The organism is Pseudomonas sp. Pse35, from assembly GCF_024519715.1.
In the GTDB taxonomy this organism is placed as follows: domain Bacteria; phylum Pseudomonadota; class Gammaproteobacteria; order Pseudomonadales; family Pseudomonadaceae; genus Aquipseudomonas; species Aquipseudomonas paracarnis.
Genome location: NZ_JALJRP010000001.1, coordinates 63,839 through 86,203 on the forward strand (window position 1 = coordinate 63,839; position 22,365 = coordinate 86,203).

The following is a 22,365-nucleotide window of genomic DNA, read 5'->3' on the forward strand; positions in this document are numbered from 1 at the left end:
AAGCGAGTACCTTGCGTGAAAACAGTATTGAGTTACCGTGACGGCGAAGCCGTGCCCATTCGCCCAGCCTTGCCGCTGGTGTTGCTGCTGTATGCGCTTATGCCGGACAAGGCGTGGGCCGACGACACCAGCCCCGCAGGCTTCGACGCCCAGACCTTGCATCAGCGCGGCATCGATCCACAGTTGGCCAGCCTGCTGCTGGCAACCCCGCGCTTTGCCGCCGGCCGTCATAACGTCAACCTGCGGGTCAATGGCCTGCGCCGGGGACGCCTGGAGGTCAGTTTCGATCAACAGGGCAACCCCTGCCTGGACCGTGCGTTGCTGGACGCCGCCAACCTGGTGATACCCGCTGACCCCGTGGGTTGTCAGGATTTTCTTCTGCGGTATCCGCAAAGCCTGGTGGAACCGGACCCGTCGACACTGACGTTGGCACTGGTCGTGCCCACCGAAGCACTGCGCCCCGTGCAACAGGACATCTCGGGCTACCAGACCGGCGGGTTTGCCGGGATGCTCAACTACGACCTGAGCGGGTTCTACAACCGCTTTGGCGAAGACGCCAGCCGGTTTGGTTCAGCCAACACCGAAGTCGGCTTCAACGCCGGCGACTGGATCGTGCGCAGCCGCCAAGTACAGACCTGGCAGGATGGCTTATCGCGCAGCACCCACTTGGAGGCCTACGCGCAACGGACCTTCGCCAGCCATCAGGCAGTGCTGCAGGCCGGGCAGATCAACCTCTATAACCCGGTGTTGTCTGGCGCACAGATCACCGGCGTGCAGGTGCTGACCGAACACGCCCTTCAGGAGCAAGGCCAGAGCGCGCAAATTCAGGGGATCGCCAACAGCCCGGCACAGGTAGAGGTGCGCCAGAACGGCGCGCTGATTCACTCCACCGTGGTGCCTGCCGGGCCGTTTGTGCTGAACGATGTACGTCGCCTGAATACGCGCTCGGACGTCGAAGTCACGGTCAAGGAAAGTGTCGGCGGGGAACGACGTTTCACCGTACCCGCCGCCATGCTCGGTCTCGGCCTGCCTGCACCCGGCTATTCGGTCGCAGCGGGGCGCGTACGTAACGTCGGCGGGGCCGAGGCAGAGGCGCCGTGGGTGGTCAGCGCCGGTTGGACCGGGAACTTGCATCCGCAACTGACCCTGGGCAGTGGCGTGCTGGCGACCGGCGAGTATCGCTCGGCGGGCGCCAGCCTGGGCTGGCTGCCGTGGCTGGACAGTCAGATCCAGGTGTCTACCCAATTGTCCAACACCCAGTCGTGGGAAAAAGTCTCGGGCGTGCAGACCGATCTTTCCTGGTCACAGCGCCTGAGCGAGCGATGGTCGTTCAGCGCCGCCAACTCCTGGCGCAGCAGCGGCTACCGCGAACTGGAGGAAAGCACCTACGAGCGCGACGGCAGTCAGCGCAACTCACGCTATCGCGACCAACAAAGCATCAACCTGGGGTGGTCACATCCGCAGTTGGGCGCATTCAGCGCCGGCGTTTCACGTTCGAGTACCTTCGAGGGCAACAGCAGCAGCCGCGCGCTGGCAGCGTGGGGCACGAGCATTGGCGCAGTCTCGTTATCGGCCAGTGCCGAGTGGCAGATGGGCGGACGCCAGCAACAGGACAACGCGGTCTACCTCACTGTCAGCGTGCCGTTGGGCGAAAGCCGCCGGCTGCGCAGTTGGGTGCGCAACTCCGGCGGCCAAAACCGTACCGGCCTGGGCCTGACCGAACAGATCGACGACCAACTGAGCTACCGCGTCAGCGCCGAACACGACAGCAGTGACCATCAGGTGGAAACCAGCGTGGGCGTTTCGGCATTGCCGCGCTATACCCAACTCGACTTGAGCTACAGCCGCTCCGATGCCGAGCGTTCGAGCTACCAGGGCGGCGCCCGCGGCGGTGTAGTCGTGCATGGCGACGGCATGACATTTACCCCCTACCCGGTGCGCGACACCTTCGCTCTGGTATCCGTCGGCGACATGAGCGGCATCAAGCTCAGCACCCCCAGTGGGCCGGTGTGGACCGACTGGCAAGGCCAGGCCGTGGTGCCGCAGGTGGCCGCCTACGGGCGCAGCCCAGTGGAAGTGCAGACCCGCTCACTACCGCGCAACGCCGATATCAACAATGGCCTGGCCGTGATCTCGGCCGGGCGTGGCGCTGTCGATCGGGTCGAGTTCGGTGTGGGCCTGACCCGCCGCATGCTGCTCACCGTCAGCGACGATCATGGAAACCCCATGCCGGTGGGAGCCTCCGTTACGACGACCACAGGTGAGTTCATCACCTTGGTGCAGGACGCCAGCCAGGTGTTCCTGCCCAATGTGCTGGACCAAGGAGCGCTGTGGATCACCACCTCGCAAGGCAAACGCTGTGAATTGCGCTACCAACTGCCGGCAAAAGCCGACCCCACGGTGTATTTCGAAACCGCACCTGCTCGTTGCCACACACCATGAGGACTACTGCCATGCACCCTGCAACCTGTTTGCGCTACGTGAGCCTGGGGTTATTGCTCGCGTTTGCCGGCACTGCTCAAGCCTTTGAGGAATGCCAATTCAACCTCAGCGAACCGCTGGTGGATTTGGGCTTGATGAGTCGCCTGGCGCAAAGCGACAGCGCGCCGGAACGCCTGCTCGGCGAGCGCCGTTTGAGCCTGACGTTCACCTGCCCCCAGGCCCAGGACCTGAGCCTGTTTTATCGCGGCACCGCCGCCTCCGCGCAACGTCTGCAATTCACTCCCAACGGCAGCTATGCCATAGAAGTCGGCAACGCCGTGCTCGACGGCCGGGCGGTGGAACTGGGCTTGTTACCCGGCGCAGGCCAGGCGCCGGTGAGCAGCGCCAGCGTGCTGGAATGGCGGCCCGACCATGGCATCGCGCCGCTGCACCAAGGCACGATATTGCAGGGGAAAACCCTGGCGTTGCAGTTGACTCTGCGCGCCTGGGCCGACCCGGCCGCCACCCAGGTACGCGACGCCACCACCTGGGAAGTCAGCGGGATGATGTACCACAGCGCAAGCGGGCGTTACCGCGACCTCACGTTGCGCGCCCACTTCGCGCCGACCGCCTGCCAACCGACACTGTCGGACCAGGGCGTCGTGGACTACGGCACGCTGTACGCCAAGGATCTGAGTGCCACCCACGAAACACCGCTACCGACGCGCACCGTGCGCCTGAGCGTGACCTGCGATGCTCCGGCCCGCTTCGGCCTGCGTATGAAAGACAATCGCGATGGCTCAGCCACCGGCGGCACCGATGAAACGGCCTATGGCCTGGACCTGGACGCCAGCAACAACAAAATCGGACGTTTCTACCTGACGGTCGACCCAGCGGAATTCAGCGCCGACAGCTTATCCACGCTGTACCGCACCGACTCCACCAGCAATGGCGCAGCCTGGAGCAGTTCCACTGCGCGGCAGATCCCCATGGCTGCCAACAGCCTCATGGGCTTTACCGACAAGACCGGCGTGACTACGGGCCCGCTCGCCATACAGGTCCTGACCGGCACGATGCGCATCAAGACGTACCTGGCCCCCATCCAATCGCTGGATCTGCGCGATGTCGTGCGTATCAATGGGTCCGGCACCCTCGAAATCATTTACTTGTAGGAGTGCGTACCATGAAAATTCCTGCCCTTTGCAGCCTTCTATTATTGACCAGCACTCAGGCGGCGCTGGCGGCCTCGACGGTGGACCTCAGCGTCCAGGGGCTGGTCACGCCCGCCGCGTGCCTGCCGCAACTGTCAAACGGCGGCCTGATTGACTACGGCAAAATATCTCAACAAGACTTGAACCTGGAAACTCGCACCCGTCTACCCGCCAAGACCCTGTTCTTCGGCATGGCGTGTACCGGCCCGGTACGTTATGCCCTGCGCATGCAAGACAACCGCAGCGACTCGACCCTGGTCGAAAGCGAGATTTACTACGGGCTGGGGTTCGACAGCAACGGCACGCCCCTGGGCGTCTACTCCATGACCTTCGATCCTCGGCAGACCCAGGCCAGCAACAACGGGCAACTCTACGGCACCGAATCCACCACCGGGGGCCTGGCATGGCGCACGTCCAACCTCAACCCCATCGACATCGGTTCCCGCAGCTACCTGGGCTTTACGTCGATCGAGGGCAGCGTCAGCGGCCCCACCGCCATTGGCATAATAGGCAGCCACGTCACGGTGCAGACCGTGATCAATGCTCGCAAGAATCTGGACTTGAGCACGCAAACCCCGATTGACGGTTCGGCCACGCTGGAAGTGGTTTATCTCTAGACCTTCTCACAGGTGACGTGCACGTAGCGCGCACGTCCGGCGCCCAGGCCCGCCACGATGGCGCCGAGGCCGATCACTGCGAAGATCCAGCCGATGGCCGTCCAGCCGCCGGTCCAGTCATGCACCACGCCCACAGCGAAAGGGCCAAGGGACGCCAGGGTATAACCGATCCCCTGGGCCATGCTCGACAGGTTGGCGGCTACGTGAGCGTCACGCGAGCGCAGCACAATCAAGGTCAGCGCCAGGCTGAAGGTACCGCCCTGCCCCAGACCGAGCAGAATCGCCCAACCCCACAAACCGTCCAGCGGCGCATACAGGCAGCCGAACAGGCCGCCGAGGGTCAGCAGCATCACCACCACGATCGCCAGGCGCTGGTCCTTGCCACGGGTAGCCAGCCATGGCGCGGCCAGGGAACTGAACAACTGCACAATGATCGAGCCGGACAACGCCAATCCCGCCTCTGTGGCACTCAGGCCACGGCCGATCAGGATCGACGGCAACCAGCCGAACACGATGTAGGCCAGGGACGATTGCAGGCCCATGTACAAGGTCACTTGCCAGGCCAACGGGTCACGCAGTAGCCCCTTCACGCGGTAGGCGACGCGATGGGCGCCGTGCTTCTGCCCGACTTGCGGCAACCAGAACAACGCCGCCAACAGCGCTGGCAGAATCCAGAACCCCAGGCCAAGGGGCCAACTGTCGCCGAAGTAATGACTCAGGGGTACCGTTGCCCCTGCCGCCAGTGCGGCGCCCAGGCACAGGGCCATGGTGTAGACGCCGGTCATGGCGCCCGCGCGTGCGGCGAAGTCGCGCTTGACGATACCCGGCAGCAATACGCCGATGATGCCAATGCTGGCGCCGGCGATCAGGCTGCCGGCAAACAGGCCCACTTCCCCGAATGAACTGCGCAGGATGATCCCGCCAGCCAGGGTCAGCAAGATGCCGAACACCACCCGCTCAGCCCCAAAGCGTCGGGCCAGGATCGGTGCCATGGGCGCGAACAGGCCCAGGCACAACACCGGCAGGGTGGTCAGTAAACCGGCTTGGGCGGCCGACAGGCCCAGGCTGCTGGAGACGTCGGCCAACAGCGGCGAGAGGCTCGACAAGGCCGGGCGCAAGTTGAGCGCCACCAGGATCAGGCCCAGCAACAGCAACCAGGGCCGGCTCACCCGCGGGTGGCTGTGCTGCACCTCGTCGTCATCGGCCTCGGCGTCAATCAACAACTCTTCAAGTTCGGGCGTGCGTTGGGTTTCAGGGTTCATTGATCAACTGCCGGCAGAGGGATTTGGCACGTTCGGGGTCTTGCTGCTCCACGGCGTCAAGCAGGGCAACGTGCAAGTCGAACACGGCCTGGCGACGCGGTGAAAGGTTCAGGGTCTGACGCAACTGCGCGCCGACGATGGCGGAGAAATACTGATACAGCTCGCTCAAGGCCGGGTTGTGTGCGGCGTCCACCAAGCGTTGGTGAAACGCCAGGTCAGCGCTGATATAGGCCTCGAGGTCGCCCTGATACAGCGCGGCGCTGGCATCCAGCGCTGTGCGCAATGCTCGCAGGTCACTTGCAGTACGGCGTTGCGCAGCAAGGCCGATGGCTTCCACTTCCAGAATCTGCCGCGTCTCCTGCGCCTGCCCCAGGGTGCAATGAGACAACGCACGCATCGTGCCCAACGGGTCGGTCATCGAGCGCAGATAACTGCCGTCGCCCTGGCGAATTTCGATCAACCCGGAGAATGCCAACACGCGCATGGCTTCACGCACGGTGTTACGGCTGATCCCCAGTTCGGCGCACAGTTCGGGCTCGGTGGGCAGGCGTTCGCCAACGGCCCACGCACCCTGGGCAATGCGCAGACGCAGTTGTTCCAGCGCCTGGTCAACCAGAGAGCGTTTGATCAGCGGGGCGATGTCTGTCATGGGCTTTACGCTTTCGTCCAATCATAGGATGAATTTTCCTACAGCCTATTAGGAGTCGCCTACAAAGGCAACGCACTAGGGTTTTTAGGCAGGGAAAGGAGCAGTATTTTCGATTGGTAAAATTACCCTCAGAGGGTAATTATTGGACTCAGGTGTCTTATGGAAAAGTACACACCTCATTACGATCTGGCCTTGATCAAGGCGCAAGTCATCCGGCTGGGCCACAGAGCCTTTACGGCAACTGCGCGGGAGAGCGCTCGTCAACTTGAATTGAGCATCGGCCAGATGCGGTTGGCGGTCTGCGCCCTTGAAACGCGAATGTTGTACAAATCAATGACAACCTATGCAGACCACCGGATATGGCAGGACGTCTATCTGATCAAGATGTACGGTACGGAGATTTACATCAAGGTGACTCACCGCCCAGGCGGCGAAGCTCCCGTAATCTCCTTCAAGGAGAAAACCTTATGAAAACCCAACAATGCGTGAATTGCGGAACCCATGATGGAATGCAGTATTTCGCAGGTCGCACCTTCACCATCAACACACGCGGCATGATGCGCGACATTCCAAACATCGCGGGCTGGGAATGCCAGGTTTGTAAGGAAATCGAATTCGATCATGACGATGACAGCGCAGAGCGTTATTCCGATGCCAGTGACCAATTATTGATTGATGGCAGAAAAGTCATCGCGGCTGAAATGAAGCGAATCCGTCGCAAACTGCACCTCACTCAGAAGGAGGCAGTGAAGCTGTTGACTGTGCGCGGGCAAAACTCATTTTCTCGCTACGAAAGGGCTGAGGTTTTCCCTCCTGAACCATTGTTTACACTCATGCGCCTACTGGATAAGCATCCGCATCTGCTGGCCGAGATCGAGGCGCTCAATGTCGGAGAAGACCTCAATCGCCTGCTCATTGCAAAAGATCAGCAACAACGTGCGGCCCAAGCATCCTGATGCAGATCAACAGGCAAAAAACAAACCCGGCTCCAGGCCGGGTTTGTTTTTTAACCTTCCATCAATGCAGTATCTGGCTCAAGAACAACTTGGTCCGCTCATTCTGCGGGTTATCAAAGAAGTCATTCGGCGCCGCCTGCTCGACGATCTCGCCCTTGTCCATGAAGATCACGCGATTGGCCACTGTGCGGGCAAAGCCCATTTCGTGGGTCACGCACAACATGGTCATGCCGTCTTCGGCCAGGCCGATCATGGTGTCCAGTACCTCTTTGACCATCTCCGGGTCCAGCGCCGATGTCGGCTCGTCGAACAACATGATTTTGGGCTTCATGCACAGCGCGCGGGCAATCGCCACACGCTGTTGCTGACCACCTGAAAGCTGCCCGGGAAACTTGTGGGCCTGCTCCGGAATGCGCACACGCTCCAGGTAGTGCATGGCAATTTCCTCGGCCTTGCGCTTGGGCATCTTGCGCACCCACATCGGCGCCAGCGTGCAGTTCTGCAGGATGGTCAAATGCGGGAACAGATTGAAGTGCTGGAACACCATACCGACTTCGCGGCGGATCGCTTCGATCTGCTTGAGGTCATTGGTCAGTTCCACACCATCGACCACAATGCGGCCTTGCTGGTGCTCTTCCAGGCGGTTGAGGCAGCGGATGGTGGTGGACTTGCCCGAGCCCGACGGGCCGCACAGCACGATACGCTCGCCCTGCTTGACGTTGAGGTTGATGTCTTTCAACACGTGGAACTGGCCGTACCACTTGTTGACGCCCTGCATCTGGATAATGCCTTCAGGGCTCACAGGCTGTTTGATTGCTTCGCTCATCAAAAAACTCCTAACGCTTGTGGCCAGTGTCGAGCTTGCGTTCCAGATGCATGGAATAGCGCGACATACCAAAACAGAAAATCCAGAACACCAGGGCGGCGAACACGTAGCCTTCAGTGGCCATGCCCAGCCATTTGGGGTCGGCGGCGGCTTGCTTGACGCTGTTGAGCAGGTCGAACAGGCCGATGATGATCACAAGGCTGGTGTCCTTGAACAGGGCGATGAAGGTGTTGACGATCCCAGGGATCACCATCTTCAAGGCTTGCGGCAGGATCACCAGGCCCATGCTGCGCCAGTAGCCCAGACCCATCGCCGCAGCGGCTTCATATTGGCCCTTGGGAATCGCCTGCAAACCACCGCGCACCACTTCGGCCACATAGGCCGACTGGAACAGGATCACACCGATCAGCGCCCGCAGCAGCTTGTCGAAGTTCATGCCTTCAGGCAGGAACAGCGGCAGCATCACCGAAGACATGAACAGCACGGTGATCAACGGCACGCCGCGCCAGAACTCGATGAAGGTCACGCAGACCACCCGAATGGCCGGCATGTTCGAACGCCGCCCCAGCGCCAGCACAATGCCCAGCGGCAAGGCGCCGGCGATGCCCACCGTGGCGATAACCAGGGTCAGCATCAAGCCGCCCCATTGGCTGGTCGCCACGTTGCTCAGCCCGAACACGCCGCCATGCAGCAAGCAGTAGGCAATGATCGGGTACAGCACCAAAAAGCCCAGGCCATAGATCGCCTTGCGTGGGAAACGCGAGATGAACAACGGCGCCACGCCCACGATGGCCAGCCACACCGTCATGTCCACGCGCCAGCGCAGGTCGACGGGGTAATAGCCATACATGAACTGCCCGAAGCGCTGTTGGATAAATACCCAACAGGCGCCCTCCTTGGTGCAGTCGGCGCGGGTGGTGCCCACCCAGTTGGCATCGAGGATGGCCCAGTGCAGGATCGGTGGCACCACCAGGTACACAAGGTAGATCGCCAGCAGGGTCAGCAGTGTATTGAGCCAGCTCGAGAACAAGTTGGCGCGCATCCAGGCCACCGGCCCGAAGACTTTGCTCGGCGGCGGCATATCAGGTTTGAACGTATGCGTAGTCATGGGTGTGTCCTCACCGCTCGATCAGCGCAATGCGCTTGTTGTACCAGTTCATCAGCAGAGAAATGCTGATGCTGATCGCCAGGTACACGCTCATGGTGATGGCAATGACTTCAATGGCTTGGCCGGTCTGGTTGAGCACCGTGCCGGCAAACAGCGAAACCATTTCCGGATAACCGATACCGGCGGCCAACGACGAGTTTTTCGCCAGGTTCAGGTATTGGCTGGTCAGCGGCGGAATGATCACGCGCAACGCTTGCGGGATGATGACCTTGCGCAGCGTCGGCCCCGGGCGCAGGCCCAGTGAACGTGCCGCTTCGGTCTGGCCATGGCTGACGGACTTGATGCCCGAGCGCACGATCTCGGCAATAAATGCCGCCGTGTACACCGTCAGCGCCAAGGTCAACGCCAACAGCTCTGGGATCAGTACCCAGCCACCGACAAAGTTGAAGCCCGCAAGCTTGGGCATTTCCCAATGCAATGGCGTACCGAAGATCAACACGCATAACGCCGGGATCACCACCAGCAGCGCCAGGCCCGCCCAGAATTTATGGAAAGGAACCCCCGTCGCTTCAAAGCGCTTGTTGGCCCAGCGGGTCATCAGCACGATGGCAACGATAGCGACCACCAGGCTGGTGACAAACGGCCAGAACCCGTCGGACGCCAGCGCTGCCGGCATGTTCAAGCCACGGCTGCTGACAAAGAAGGTGTCACCGAAGTTATGGCTGTTGCGCGGCCCTGGCATGGTCAGGAACACCGCGAAGTACCAGAACAGGATTTGCAACAGCGGCGGAATGTTGCGGAATACCTCCACGTACACCGTCGCCAGCTTGTTGATCATCCAGTTGGGCGACAAGCGTGCCACGCCGATGATGAAGCCGAGCAGGGTTGCCAGCACCACACCGATGACAGTCACCAGCAAAGTGTTGAGCAGGCCGATGACAAACACCCGGGCATAGCTGTCCGATTCGGTGTAGTCGATCAAGTGCTGCGCGATGCCGAAACCGGCACTGCGCTCAAGAAAGTCGAAACCCGAGGTGATGCCCCGGTGTTGCAGGTTGGTCTGGGTGTTATGGAACAGGTACCAGCCCAGCGAGACCACCGCCACGATCGTGATGATCTGGAACAGCCACGCACGCACTTTGGGGTCGCTGAAGCTGAGCTTCTGCTTGGGTGCGCCGATTTTATTTTGCATGAAGTGCCCCGAAAATAATGGAACAGAACATCACCCGGCAGTTGGCCTACCGGGTGACAGAACCATCAGCGATCAGCGCACAGGGGGTGCGTATTGAATGCCGCCGTTGTTCCACAGGGCGTTCAGGCCACGGTCGATTTCCAGCGGCGTGCTCTTGCCCAGGTTGCGCTCGAACATCTCGCCGTAGTTACCCACTTGCTTGACGATCTGTACCACCCAGTCCTTCTTCACTTTCAGGTCTTTACCGTATTCGCCGTCGGCACCGAGCAGACGCGCAACGTCCGGGTTCTTGGTGGCCTTGGCTTCAGCTTCGACGTTCTTGGAGGTCACACCGGCCTCTTCAGCGTTGAGCATGGCGTAGCCCACCCAGCGCACGATGGCCAGCCACTCATCATCACCGTTACGCACGACCGGGCCCAGGGGCTCCTTGGAAATGGTTTCCGGCAGCACCACGTAGTCTTTCGGCGAAGCCAGCTTGCTGCGCTGGGCGAACAGCTGGGATTTGTCGGACGTCAGCACGTCGCAACGCCCGGACTCCAGCGACTTGGCGCTTTCATCGGAGGTGTCGAAGGTGATCGGGGTGTATTTGAGGTTGTTGGCGCGGAAATAGTCGGAAACGTTCAGCTCGGTGGTGGTACCGGCCTGGATGCAGATGGTTGCACCGTCCAGTTCCTTGGCGCTCTTGACGCCCAGCTTGTTGTTCACCAGAAAGCCGATGCCGTCGTAGTAGGTAATGAAGCCCGGGAATTTCAGGCCCATGCCCGCATCGCGGGAGCTGGTCATGGTGGTGTTGCGCGACAGGATGTCGACTTCGCCTGACTGAAGCGCGGTGAAACGCTCCTTGGCGTTCAACTGGCTGAACTTGACCTTGGTGGCATCGCCAAATACGGCAGCCGCCACAGCGCGGCAATAGTCAGCGTCGATCCCGAGGATCTTGCCGCTGGCATCCGGCACCGAGAAACCCGGCAGGCCGTCACTCACACCGCACTGCACAAAGCCTTTCTTCTGCACGGCGTCCAGGGTGGCGCCCGCCTGGGCAAAACCACTGACACCCAGTACAGCCGCCGCAGAGACGATGGCCAGGGTGGATTTCAATACTTTCATTACAAACCTCCAATTGCTCTTGTTGTGTCGGAGCTCCAACCTCAGCGCACCCTTATGAGGCGATATCGACCCGTGTTGGTTTTTTTTGGGGCCAAGCAGCATGAGGTTTTTGCGGTAATTCCAGTTGCTTTCCCACGAGCGGCAGTCACTGATAGTGTTACCGCCCTGGGAGAGTTCTGACATCGAGCTACACATAGCAAGGCGCGTACCAGAGTCTTGGCCGAGTGGCTGTAACTGCGCTTCGATGGCAAAAGATCCAACCTTGCGACATTCTCTTAACAGATCAACCTGTCGCGCACCGTTCCGACGCACCTCATCGGAGCGCCCGCACATCTATGGAGCAGACATGACCGAACCCTTGATTCTTCAGCCCGCCAAGCCCGCAGACGCCTGCGTTATCTGGTTGCATGGCCTGGGCGCCGATCGCTACGACTTCCTGCCGGTGGCCGAAGCCCTGCAGGAAACCCTGCTGACCACCCGCTTCGTTTTGCCCCAGGCGCCCACGCGTCCGGTGACGATTAACGGTGGCTACGAGATGCCGAGCTGGTACGACATCAAGGCCATGAGCCCGGCCCGTTCGATCAGCCTGGAAGAACTGGAAGCGTCGGCAAAAATGGTCACAGACCTGATTGAGGCGCAACAGAGAACCGGAATAGACACCTCGCGAATTTTCCTCGCCGGTTTTTCTCAAGGTGGCGCGGTGGTTTTCCACACCGCGTTCAAGAAATGGGAGGGGCCTTTGGGCGGTGTGATCGCCCTCTCCACCTATGCGCCAACCTTCGATAATGACCTGGAATTATCCGCCAGCCAGCAACGCATTCCCACGCTCTGCCTGCATGGCCAGTACGACGATGTGGTGCAGAACGCCATGGGCCGCAGCGCCTACGAGCATTTGAAGGACCGTGGTGTCACCGTGACATGGCAGGAATACCCAATGGGCCACGAAGTGTTACCCCAAGAGATACACGATATAGGCACCTGGCTGACTGAACGCCTGCGCTGAATCCCGTGTTTATGTAGCCGTATGACAGACGCACTACGCCGCGCCCGATTCTTGCATTACACTGGCCGGCGTACATTCCTTAATCAATTAATGAGATGACCGTGCTCAAAGCACTCAAGAAGATGTTCGGCAAAAGCGAGGCTGAGCCGCTCGCGCCTGTTCCCAGTGCTCCTGCCCCCAAGCCCGGCAACCGCAATGACGGTCAACAGCCCGGCCGGAACGCGCCCGCCGCCTCACCGAACAAAACCACGGTGACGCCGCCTGAACAGGTAAAGCCTGCCGCACCCGCCCCGGCGCCTGTGGCCAAGCCCCGTCGCGAACGTGCGCCCAAACCGCCCGTGACCCCCTGGAAACTCGAAGACTTCGTCGTCGAACCCCAGGAAGGCAAAACCCGCTTCCACGATTTCAAACTGGCCCCGGAACTGATGCACGCCATCCAGGACCTGGGTTTCCCGTACTGCACGCCCATCCAGGCACAAGTGCTGGGCTTCACCCTCGCGGGCAAAGACGCCATCGGCCGTGCCCAGACCGGCACCGGCAAGACCGCCGCGTTCCTGATCTCGATCATCACCCAGTTGTTGCAAACGCCGCCGCCCAAGGAACGCTACATGGGTGAACCGCGCGCGCTGATCATCGCCCCGACCCGGGAGCTGGTGGTGCAGATCGCCAAGGACGCCGCCGACCTGACCAAGTACACCGGCCTCAACGTCATGACGTTTGTGGGCGGCATGGACTTCGACAAGCAACTCAAGCACCTCGAAGCCCGTCATTGCGACATCCTCGTCGCCACCCCGGGCCGCCTGCTCGACTTCAATCAGCGTGGCGACGTGCACCTGGACATGGTCGAAGTGATGGTGCTGGACGAAGCCGACCGCATGCTCGACATGGGCTTTATCCCGCAAGTACGCCAGATCATTCGTCAGACGCCGCCGAAAACCGAGCGCCAGACCCTGCTGTTCTCCGCGACTTTCACCGAAGACGTGATGAACCTCGCCAAGCAGTGGACCACCGACCCATCCATCGTCGAGATCGAAGCACTCAACGTTGCCAGCGAAAACGTCGAGCAGCATATCTACGCCGTCGCCGGTGCCGACAAGTACAAGCTGCTCTACAACCTGGTCAACGATAACGGTTGGGAGCGCGTGATGGTCTTCGCCAACCGCAAGGACGAAGTGCGCCGCATTGAAGAACGCCTGGTGCGCGACGGCGTCAACGCCGCGCAACTGTCGGGTGATGTGCCGCAGCACAAGCGCATCAAGACCCTGGAAGGCTTCCGTGAAGGCAAGATCCGCGTGCTGGTGGCTACCGATGTAGCCGGTCGCGGTATTCATATCGACGGCATCAGCCACGTGATCAACTTCACCCTGCCGGAAGTACCGGACGACTACGTGCACCGCATCGGCCGTACCGGGCGTGCTGGGGCTGCGGGTGTGTCCATCAGCTTTGCGGGCGAGGATGACTCGTACCAGTTGCCGTCCATCGAGGCGTTGCTGGGGCGCAAGATCAGCTGTGAAACGCCGCCGACGCATTTGTTGCGCGCTGTAGAACGCAAACGCCCTTGAGCTGAAATGCGGTAAAAAATGTGGGAGCGGGCTTGTGTGGGAGCTGGCTTGCCTGCGATGCAGACACCTCGGTTTTTCAGTCACGCCGAGGTGATGCTATCGCAGGCAAGCCAGCTCCCACATGGGTTTCAGCGTCTGGCTGGCTACTTCCAGCGATCCGCTGCGGCGTGGTCACTGCTGCGCCCTTCTACCCAACGCGGCCCCTCGCTGGTGTTTTCCTTCTTCCAGAACGGCGCCCGCGTCTTCAAGTAATCCATCACAAATGCACAGGCATCAAACGCTGCCTGCCGATGCGCACTGGCCGCGCCGACAAACACAATCGGCTCGCCCGGTTCCAACGTGCCGATACGGTGCAGCACCTCCAGCTTGAGCAACGGCCAGCGCTGTTCGGCTTCCACGGCGATCTTGGCCAGGGCCTTCTCGGTCATGCCGGGGTAGTGTTCCAAAAACATACCCGACACCTCGCGCCCGTCATTGAAGTCGCGTACATAGCCGACAAAGCTCACCACCGCGCCCACGCCCACGTTGGACGCGTGCATAGCGTTGACTTCGGCACCTGGATCAAAGGCTTCGACCTGCACACGAATGGCCATGATCAGCCTCCGGTCACGGGTGGGAAGAAGGCGACTTCATCGCCGGCTTGCACCGGCTCGTCCAGGCTGCACAACTCCTCGTTGCGCGCACACATCAGGCTCGCTTCGTTGAGCACGGCGAACTCCGGATCAGCAGCCAGCGCGAGGCGCACGGCGTCAACAGTGGCAAACTCACCTTCCATCTCCAGCGAATCGAAGCCCACCGCTTCGGCGTAGCGCGCAAAAAACAGTACGTTGATACTCATTGCTGATCCGCCTTGAAATGCCCGCTCTTACCGCCCAGCTTTTCCAGCAGGCGAATACTCTCAATGGTCATGCCGCGGTCCACCGCCTTGCACATGTCGTAGATCGTCAGGGCCGCGACGCTGGCGGCGGTCAGGGCTTCCATCTCAACGCCGGTCTGGCCGGAGAGTTTGCAGCGCGCCACGATACGAACCGCGTCTGTGCCGTCGGCACTCAGCTCCACCTTCACGCCGGTGAGCATCAACGGGTGGCACAGAGGGATCAAGTCACTGGTTTTTTTCGCTGCCTGGATCCCGGCAATGCGGGCCACGGCAAACACGTCGCCTTTGGGGTGGGCGCCGTCGACAATCATTTGCAGGGTGGCGGGCAGCATACGCACCCGCGCTTCGGCCACCGCCTCACGGAACGTCACGGCTTTTTCGGTGACGTCGACCATATGGGCGCGACCTTGGGAATCGAGATGAGTCAGCACAGGGATACTCCTGATCAGGAGCAGCGATTGTAAACCTGTGGGTCAAAATTTGCGCAGGGCTGTTTATCCCATCCCGTAGGAGCGAGCTTGCTCGCGAAACACTCTCAGGCGCCGCGTTTACCCAGGGTGCACGCGTTATCGTTGACGTTTTTCGCGAGCAAGCCCGCTCCTACATTCAAGGTTAGAACCGGAAGGTAAACCCGGCATTGATCCCGTTGTTGTTACCCCGGTTGGAAAGCAAGCCGCTGTAGTTCAACGACACCAGGGTGTCCTTGGTCAGCGCCATTTCGGCACTGGCCTTGATCACCGCGCCATCCCTGGCCACAGGCACGCCGTTGACCGCAAAGGCCGTGTCACTGCCGGCAAACTTCAGAGAAGCTTCACGATCGGTATCACCAAACTGGTGCTCCCAACCCAGCTCACCGCGCAAGGTCACCGCCGAGGTGGACGTGAGCGGCAGCTGGGTATGGCCACGCACGCCCAGGGTGGAGAGTGTCGCGTCCTGGCTTTGCTGGCTGGCATGCAAGGCTGCGGCACCGCCTTTTTCCTTGAACGAGTCGCTTTGATAGTTCAGGTACGTGAGGTTGGCGAAGGGTTCAAACACGGTCCATTGGGTATAACCGATCTCGGCAAACACCTGGTCGGTGCGCGCGTTGTAGTCGGCTTTGGCATGGTCCGACTGATTGGCATAGGCCACCCGTCGCGAAGTGTCCAGGCGGTGCCAGGTGCTGGCACCGCCCAGGCGCAGGGCAATCGCCTCGAAGCGTTTGCCACCATAGACCGACAGGTGATAGTTGTCGCTGTCCGCCGACGCCGACTGGCCGTTGAGGTGGCTTTGGGTATAACCGGTGGCTGCGCCCACGCGCCAGCCGTCGTTCACCTCGGTGTCCAGGCCCAGCAGTACGCCGCTGGTGGACGAGGAGTAACCGCTGGCGTTGTTGTCACCACTGACGTTGTTGCGTCCACCGAGTAGCTGTACCCAGCCGCCGTTGTCACGGCTGTCGATCTGCGCGTTGGAATCCAGTGCCTGCGCCTGTTGCAGGCGAGCGTTGATCGCTTCACGCAGGTAGCGGCTGTCGGCCATTTGCGCTGCGGCCACGTCCGAATGCAATTGCCCTGAAAGTTGCTTGAAGCCCTCCCGCGCCTGGGCGGCGGAATCCGATGACAGCAGGCTTTCGTAGACCGGGCTGCCAGTGCCCAATGTCTCGGCCACCGTCGCCACCGCACGCTCGTTGCGGGTTTGCGCGACACTGGCGAAGGTGGTCTGGTTGCGAGCTATCGCCAGGGTCAACTGATTCGGTTGATAGTTGAGCGCAGTGCCAATGAACAGGTAGTTGGGGGCGAACGCTGCAAACTGCCCCTGGATACCTTGACTGGCGCTGAGGATATTGAACTGCTGGCCCAGCAAGCTGCGCGCCTCGGTGGCGGTCAACAGGTTGGGGCTGTTCTCCAGGGACACGCTCACCACACCACCGTTGAGAGTCGCCGCGCCATTGCTCTGGAGCTGGTCGCTCTGACCATTGGCGCCGACTTCGACGGCATACACCGAACCCGGATTGAACGTAACATCGCCGGTGCGCAGCGTGCCTATCGAATGCCCCGGGGCCACTCGCCCGCCGTTGTTGACGGTCAAGGCACCCACCGTGCCGTTGCCGGCCAGGGTGCCGCCCAGTGTGGTCATCACGCCGTTATCGGCATTGCGCATGCCAACGGCGCTGCCGTCTACCGTCACGGCAGAGGTCAACGCGCCGTCCACCGACAATTTGCCACCGCGTACCCAAGTGCTGCCCGAATAGCTGTTCTGGCCTTCCAGCACCAACTCGCCATCCCCGGACTTGACCAGGCTACCGACGTAGGTGCTGCCGGTGAGCACGTCCTGGCCGCGGGTGAGTGTTGCCTGCTCCCGGGCATGACCGATGTCGTATTCAAACTGATCGTCGGCCGAGGCATTGGCGGGCAGGCCATTGAGCCAGCCTTTTTGCTGCTTGGTGGCGGCCCAGGTCGCCTGCTCGGCAGCGTCTTCTACGCGGCGGGCGCGAATGGCTTCATCGGAAATCGGGTTGGCCCAGATATCGCGGGTACCACTGGGCAACGCCACTGCCACCGCACCGAGGAACTGCCCCGGCCCTTGCATGGCTTTTTGCAGGTTGGGCAAGCCCCAGCCACTGACCACACCTGGTACTTGTGGGACACCCGGCGCGGCATCGTGCACCGGTTGCAGGTTGTCGTAGGTGCGGCCTCCGGTCAGTTCGCCAACCGGCGTGTCCGGGCCATCCGGCGCTTGCAGGCTGGAGGTGGTCAGCAACACGTCCCGCGCCTGGCTGGGCGTCATATAGGGGAAGCGTTGCATCACCAACGCCAGGGCCCCGGAAACGCTCGGCGCGGCGGCCGAGGTGCCGTTGGCATTCGGGATAATTTCGCCCTCGGGGCCGGCAGACGGAATGCCCGACACGCCCATCACGCACCACCACTTGGAGGTACCGCAACGGTTGTAGACCTGGGCGCTAGTCTCGTCGTAGCCCGTGATGGAGAGGAACCTGCCTTCGATATCCGGCTTGAAAAACGGCAGGTTCGCATTGGTGTCCGGGTTGGCACCGTGGCTGTCGTTGCCCGCCGAGATGATCTGGATGAACGTGTTTTGCCGGGCCGCATCGGCCATGGCGTCCATCCAGGTTTTGTGCCCGGCGTGGGCCTTGTCCCAGAATGGGCGATAGGCGGCGGTCATGTCCTGCAGGTTTTGCGCGGCGCTGTCGCCGACGTTGCCGAAGTGGTTCTCCACGTCATCGCGCGAGCTCTGCCCCCAACTCTGGTTGACGATCGCCACGTTCTTCGCCGCCAGGGCGTTGTAGCTGGCCATGAATGCGTTGTAGTCGAGGTCGTTGGAGCCTTGGTAGCGGTCGTTGTCGCTGCCGCCAGTGTTGGCGACAAAAAGATTGGCGTCGAAGGCAATGCCGTGCATACCAGTGCCGTTGCGGTTGGCAGCCAGCACCCCGGACATTTCCGTGCCATGCCCGTCGTTGAACTCCGGGTCGTATTCCCCAGGGATACTGAAAGGCTCCCCCTGCTTGAACTCGCCGCTGGGTACTTCAAGGCGGTAGCGCGGATGGGTGGCGTAGTACTCGCCCGTGGAGGTCACCGCCTGCACCCGGTCCTGGCCCTGGGCATTTTTGCCCTGGAACTCGGAGTGTTCGGTGAGGATGCCCGAGTCGAGTACGCCGACATTCACCCCCTTGCCGGTGATGCCCAAGGCATAGGCGTAATACGCGTTGGTGCGGTCCAGGCCGGAATTGACCTGAGCTTCCGGGGTCTTCCAGGTTTGCGCGTTGGCACTCCAGTCACGGGTTGCGCCAGCCCAGGACTGGCCTGCGTTCAATTGCCCGCTCAGGTTGCTGCTCACGCCCGGCTCGACGTAGGTGAAAGGCTTGGCGGCCGGCAGGTTGGCGATAATGGCCTTGGAGAAGTCCAGAATATTGGTGGTGTAGCGGCCGCTGTTGCTGAACAGCCGGCTGCGGTAGTAATCCAGGCGCGAAGCGTAGTCCAGTGGCCGACGGGTGTCGCCGAGCATGGCGCCAATGGTCAGGTTCTCGGGTTGCAGCTCATAGTTTTGCTTGAGGGCCGAATCGAACTTGCCGGACTGGGCCGCGAAGTCCTTGGCCGCAAGATCGACAATATCCGCGTAGGCAAACCTGAGGTTTTTGTACACGGCAGTCTCAGGACCGAATGAGGCGACGGCTGTCCTGAACGCCGATTCCAATACCTGCGGGGTGTAGGGGTTGTCGTCTGCCCTGGCCACGGAACCGTGGCCCAGCCATAAGGCCAGGCCGAGTGCTATGGGTGTGAGGGGTGTGGTCTTGAAACGGGGGGTGCGATTGCGTTGCGACACAATGAAGCCATTACCTGCTACGTCCATTTTCCTTTCCCTTTGGATATGTGCGTCATCAATGAGCGATGTTTTTGTAATAGGCAGGGTCACGGTGAAAACCCTGGACAGGTTTTCTAAACGTTCGTCGAATCAAGGAGGTGGTGTTCCGACGGGGTCTTGCAGTGTTCTTATAGTTTTTATCGCAAGAAAAAATGTAACAAAATAATTACAGAGACCACAAGCACCCGGGACGCGTTAACGCAGGCAAATGTCGCACAAAACAAAAACCCCGGACTTCGTGAAAAATCCGGGGCTTTTCGTCGCAGGTTCGCTGCAGTTACAGATGGGACTCGGCGTATTCAGCCAGAATCGAACGCGGTACCCCTTGCAGCGCAATGTGCACGCCGTTCGGGAAGTCCTTGAAGCGTTCCGTCAGGTAAGTCAGCCCGGAGCTGGTCGCGGACAGGTAAGGGGTGTCGATCTGCGCCAGGTTGCCCAGGCACACCACTTTGGAACCGGCGCCGGCACGGGTGATGATGGTTTTCATCTGGTGCGGCGTAAGGTTCTGGCATTCATCAATCAGAATCAGGCTTTGCTGGAAGCTGCGACCTCGGATGTAGTTGAGGGATTTGAACTGCAACGGCACTTTGCTGAGGATGTAGTCGACGCTGCCATGGGTGTTTTCGTCATCCATGTGCAAGGCTTCGAGGTTGTCGGTAATCGCCCCCAGCCACGGCTCCATTTTTTCCGCCTCGGTACCGGGCAGGAAACCGATTTCCTGGTCCAGGCCCTGCACGCTGCGGGTGGCGATGATGCGGCGATAGCGTTTGGTCACCATGGTCTGTTCGATGGCGGCGGCCAGGGCGAGGATGGTTTTCCCCGAACCTGCGGCGCCCGTCAGGTTGACCAGGTGAATGTCCGGATCGAGTAGCGCATACAGCGCCAGGCTCTGGTAGATATCACGCGGTTTCAGGCCCCAGGCTTCCTGGTGCAACAGGGGTTCCTGATGCAGGTCGAGGATCAGCAGCTTGTCGACCTGGATCTCTTTGATCCAGCCCACGAAGCCCTGTTCGTCGACGATGAACTCATTGATATGCACGGCCGGCAGGTTGTCGATCAGCTGTACCTGGTGCCAGGTGCGGCCGTGGTCCTGACGGGTTTCGACCTTGCTGACACGGTCCCAGAACGAGCCGGTCATCATGTGATAACCACGCGAGAGCATCGACACGTCGTCGACCAGTTGGTCGGTGCTGTAGTCCTCGGCAGCGATCCCACACGCTCGTGCCTTGAGGCGCATATTGATGTCTTTGGTCACCAGCACCACGCGCAGGTCCTTGTCGCGGGCGTGCAGGTCGATCAATTGGTTGATGATTTTGTTGTCGTTCAGGTTTTCCGGCAGCAGGCTGTTGGGCTCGCTGCGCTTGCTCATCAGGATCGACAGCAAGCCCTTGGGCCCGCTCTTGCCACGCTGGATGGGCACGCCGACCTCGACGTCCTCGGGCGAAGCTTCACCCAGGGTCTTGTCGATCAGGCGGATGGCCTGGCGGCATTCGGCGGCAACGCTGTGGTGGCCGCTTTTGAGTTTGTCGAGCTCCTCAAGCACGATCATCGGGATGGCGACGTGGTGTTCTTCGAAGTTCAGCAGTGCATTTGGATCGTGGATCAATACGTTGGTATCAAGCACATAAAGGATTGGCTGGTCGGAAGAAGGGTTACGTCCATGATCATCCATACTCGGTCACCTTTGTGGGAGCCATTCGACGCAATACCTGGGCGGTGCTGCGCCTCGATTCGACCACCGAGTGCACCTGAGGGACGTCAAGTGCAGTGCCCACATGCGGAGTCTTGGAAGACGCCACCTGTGTTGCAGGTTTCGGCGGTCTGACTTCGTAATACCGCAAAACCCATGACAGGAAAAAGCACTTTGACGCTTTTTTGAAGTTTATTTTTCAGGATGACGAATAGCACTAGCCGAGTGCCATGTACCCCGTTAAAGTCGGAAGTCCGCCTGCATCGAAATGTCGCATCAAATCGCCCCGAAAACACCCCATCCCCAGCAAAGCCGGGCACCTCATCGAAATGCCTCGCGACACTCCTGCCAACCCAAGCCACTCTGCGCCGTAGCCTGCAACACCATCGGCAATGCCACCCGCGCCTTGTCCTGGGTGTCGTGAAACACGATCACGCCTTTGCGCCACAGCAGCATCAATGTCAGCACCCGTTGCGCCGACTCATCGGCCTTGAGCTTGCCCGGCTCGTCCTGGGAGTCGATGTCCCATAACGCCACTTGCAGGCCCTGTTGCTGGAAGAATCCCTGGCTGTCCGCGCGGCGCTGCCCATACGGCGGGCGGAACAAGGGCACATAGTTTTCCGGCATCAGGTTCTGTACCAGCCCGGCACTGCGGGTGATGGAGCTTTGCCAGTCGACCCAATGGCTGTGGGAGCGGTACTGCCAGCCCTGAAGCCCCACGCACTGCCCTTGGTACAGCGCCTGCACATCGGCGGCGGAACTGCGCTCCACACGGGTTTGCAAGCTGCTGCCAAGGACAAAGAACGTCGCGTTCATCTTTTGCTTGCGCAGGTAATCGGTGAGCCAGTCGGTATTGCCGCTGACAGGTGCAGGGCCACCGTCAAAGGTCAGTAAAAACATCCGGTCATTGAGTTCATCACCGTTGCGCTCATGATCGCCAAAGCGCGCCACTTCACTGCTGATCTGCGGAAACAGCGCGGCCTTGCGCAACAACTCGTCCAGATAGCGTTCGTGAAAGTGCCGGCTGGGGGCGGCCCAGCCTATATAGAAAGAGTTGTCACTGACCTCGAACTTGCCGGCCTGCTCACGCAGGTCGTCCATGTTTTCCACCAGGTAGCAGAACGAGGCGTCTTCTTCGCAGCTCTGCTGGGCGAATGTGTAGTTCTCCAACAGCCGTTGCCAGAGCTGGCGACGCAGGTCGCCGATGGCGGCCAGGTTGATGTTCTTCAGCCCCAGGCGTTGCTTGAGCGCCGCGTCGTCCAGGGCTTCGCTGGCGAGCAGGCCGTGGGCGAACATCAGGATCTCCGCACGCGAAGCCACATCGAACAGCGCCGGGCTGGCGAGTTTTTCCGGCCAGGTACTACGGTCCAGGCTGGCGACATCCACCGGCGCGGCCTGGGCATTCAGGCACAGCAGGCAAGCGGACAATAAAAGCGCTAATCGCACACGAGGTCTCCCTCTACAGAGTTACCGCCCATCATAGCGGACTGGTCCGCCCTTTTTGTGTAGGAGCGAGCTCGCTCGCGAAAAACGT

The 22,365-nt window shown here is 60.8% G+C and carries 19 protein-coding genes; 7 read left to right on the plus strand and 12 right to left on the minus strand.

What is annotated here, in order from left to right; all coding sequences use genetic code 11:
- The first annotated feature begins 27 nt into the window (after positions 1–27).
- The 3 genes from OC445_RS00300 to OC445_RS00310 are packed head-to-tail and all read left to right on the plus strand — an operon-like array spanning position 28 to position 4,249.
- The gene (locus tag OC445_RS00300; protein ID WP_089041424.1) at positions 28–2,442 is read left to right on the plus strand and encodes a fimbria/pilus outer membrane usher protein; all 2,415 of its coding nucleotides are present in this window, start codon (positions 28–30) and stop codon (positions 2,440–2,442) included.
- A gap of 11 nt (positions 2,443–2,453) precedes the next feature.
- Positions 2,454–3,593: a DUF1120 domain-containing protein gene (locus tag OC445_RS00305; RefSeq protein WP_198791261.1), complete on the plus strand. Its 1,140-nt coding sequence runs from the start codon at positions 2,454–2,456 to the stop codon at positions 3,591–3,593.
- An 11-nt stretch (positions 3,594–3,604) separates the two neighbouring features.
- Complete coding sequence (locus OC445_RS00310; RefSeq protein ID WP_034128692.1) at positions 3,605–4,249, plus strand: DUF1120 domain-containing protein; 645 nt, start codon at positions 3,605–3,607, stop codon at positions 4,247–4,249.
- Here the strand turns inward: OC445_RS00310 and OC445_RS00315 are convergent.
- The gene (locus OC445_RS00315) at positions 4,246–5,511 is read right to left on the minus strand and encodes a CynX/NimT family MFS transporter (RefSeq protein WP_198791260.1); all 1,266 of its coding nucleotides are present in this window, start codon (positions 5,509–5,511) and stop codon (positions 4,246–4,248) included. The two genes, OC445_RS00310 and OC445_RS00315, sit on opposite strands and share 4 nt — an antisense overlap.
- Entirely contained in the window at positions 5,501–6,160 is a 660-nt protein-coding gene (locus OC445_RS00320; protein WP_054897720.1) for a FadR/GntR family transcriptional regulator, read from the minus strand. The genes OC445_RS00315 and OC445_RS00320 overlap by 11 nt, the downstream gene beginning before the upstream one ends.
- 159 nt (positions 6,161–6,319) lie before the next feature.
- On the opposite strand from OC445_RS00320, the gene OC445_RS00325 reads away from it, so the two are divergent.
- The gene (locus OC445_RS00325) at positions 6,320–6,631 is read left to right on the plus strand and encodes a type II toxin-antitoxin system MqsR family toxin (RefSeq protein ID WP_054897719.1); all 312 of its coding nucleotides are present in this window, start codon (positions 6,320–6,322) and stop codon (positions 6,629–6,631) included.
- Positions 6,628–7,116 carry a type II toxin-antitoxin system MqsA family antitoxin gene (locus OC445_RS00330; RefSeq protein ID WP_105225838.1) on the plus strand — a complete coding sequence of 163 codons (489 nt, stop codon included), beginning with the start codon at positions 6,628–6,630 and terminating at the stop codon, positions 7,114–7,116. Before OC445_RS00325 ends, OC445_RS00330 begins: the two co-directional genes overlap by 4 nt.
- A 61-nt stretch (positions 7,117–7,177) precedes the next feature.
- On the opposite strand, the gene OC445_RS00335 is transcribed toward OC445_RS00330, so the two are convergent.
- The 4 genes from OC445_RS00335 to OC445_RS00350 all read right to left on the minus strand — a co-directional run bounded on the left by OC445_RS00335 (position 7,178) and on the right by OC445_RS00350 (position 11,346).
- Complete coding sequence (locus tag OC445_RS00335; RefSeq protein WP_010444394.1) at positions 7,178–7,942, minus strand: amino acid ABC transporter ATP-binding protein; 765 nt, start codon at positions 7,940–7,942, stop codon at positions 7,178–7,180.
- A 10-nt stretch (positions 7,943–7,952) separates the two neighbouring features.
- Complete coding sequence (locus tag OC445_RS00340; protein WP_014717022.1) at positions 7,953–9,050, minus strand: amino acid ABC transporter permease; 1,098 nt, start codon at positions 9,048–9,050, stop codon at positions 7,953–7,955.
- Between the two features lie 10 nt (positions 9,051–9,060).
- Complete coding sequence (locus tag OC445_RS00345) at positions 9,061–10,242, minus strand: amino acid ABC transporter permease (protein ID WP_019817630.1); 1,182 nt, start codon at positions 10,240–10,242, stop codon at positions 9,061–9,063.
- A gap of 72 nt (positions 10,243–10,314) precedes the next feature.
- Positions 10,315–11,346, minus strand: coding sequence for an amino acid ABC transporter substrate-binding protein (locus OC445_RS00350; RefSeq protein WP_034128697.1), 1,032 nt, complete (start codon positions 11,344–11,346; stop codon positions 10,315–10,317).
- Positions 11,347–11,692: 346 nt separating this feature from the next.
- On the opposite strand from OC445_RS00350, the gene OC445_RS00355 reads away from it, so the two are divergent.
- Both OC445_RS00355 and rhlB read left to right on the plus strand, forming a co-directional pair.
- A complete protein-coding gene (locus OC445_RS00355) occupies positions 11,693–12,349 on the plus strand; it encodes an alpha/beta hydrolase (protein WP_072447539.1) in 657 nt (218 codons plus the stop codon).
- Between the two features lie 95 nt (positions 12,350–12,444).
- Positions 12,445–13,911, plus strand: coding sequence for an ATP-dependent RNA helicase RhlB (rhlB, locus tag OC445_RS00360; protein WP_034128699.1), 1,467 nt, complete (start codon positions 12,445–12,447; stop codon positions 13,909–13,911).
- Positions 13,912–14,054: 143 nt separating this feature from the next.
- Here the strand turns inward: rhlB and moaE are convergent, their stop codons facing one another.
- The 6 genes from moaE to OC445_RS00390 form a co-directional block, all read right to left on the minus strand.
- On the minus strand, positions 14,055–14,504 hold the full coding sequence (gene moaE, locus OC445_RS00365; protein ID WP_089041348.1) for a molybdopterin synthase catalytic subunit MoaE: 450 nt from the start codon (positions 14,502–14,504) through the stop codon (positions 14,055–14,057).
- Positions 14,505–14,506: 2 nt separating this feature from the next.
- On the minus strand, positions 14,507–14,749 hold the full coding sequence (gene moaD, locus OC445_RS00370; protein ID WP_014717016.1) for a molybdopterin converting factor subunit 1: 243 nt from the start codon (positions 14,747–14,749) through the stop codon (positions 14,507–14,509).
- On the minus strand, positions 14,746–15,219 hold the full coding sequence (moaC, locus tag OC445_RS00375; protein ID WP_072447537.1) for a cyclic pyranopterin monophosphate synthase MoaC: 474 nt from the start codon (positions 15,217–15,219) through the stop codon (positions 14,746–14,748). The genes moaD and moaC overlap by 4 nt, the downstream gene beginning before the upstream one ends.
- Positions 15,220–15,400: 181 nt before the next feature.
- A complete protein-coding gene (locus OC445_RS00380; RefSeq protein WP_198791259.1) occupies positions 15,401–19,129 on the minus strand; it encodes an autotransporter domain-containing protein in 3,729 nt (1,242 codons plus the stop codon).
- 289 nt (positions 19,130–19,418) lie between these two features.
- Positions 19,419–20,813, minus strand: a complete 1,395-nt coding sequence (locus tag OC445_RS00385; RefSeq protein WP_005785025.1) for a PhoH family protein — start codon at positions 20,811–20,813, stop codon at positions 19,419–19,421.
- Between the two features lie 339 nt (positions 20,814–21,152).
- On the minus strand, positions 21,153–22,277 hold the full coding sequence (locus OC445_RS00390) for a polysaccharide deacetylase family protein (RefSeq protein WP_089041350.1): 1,125 nt from the start codon (positions 22,275–22,277) through the stop codon (positions 21,153–21,155).
- Between the last annotated feature and the right edge of the window lie 88 nt (positions 22,278–22,365).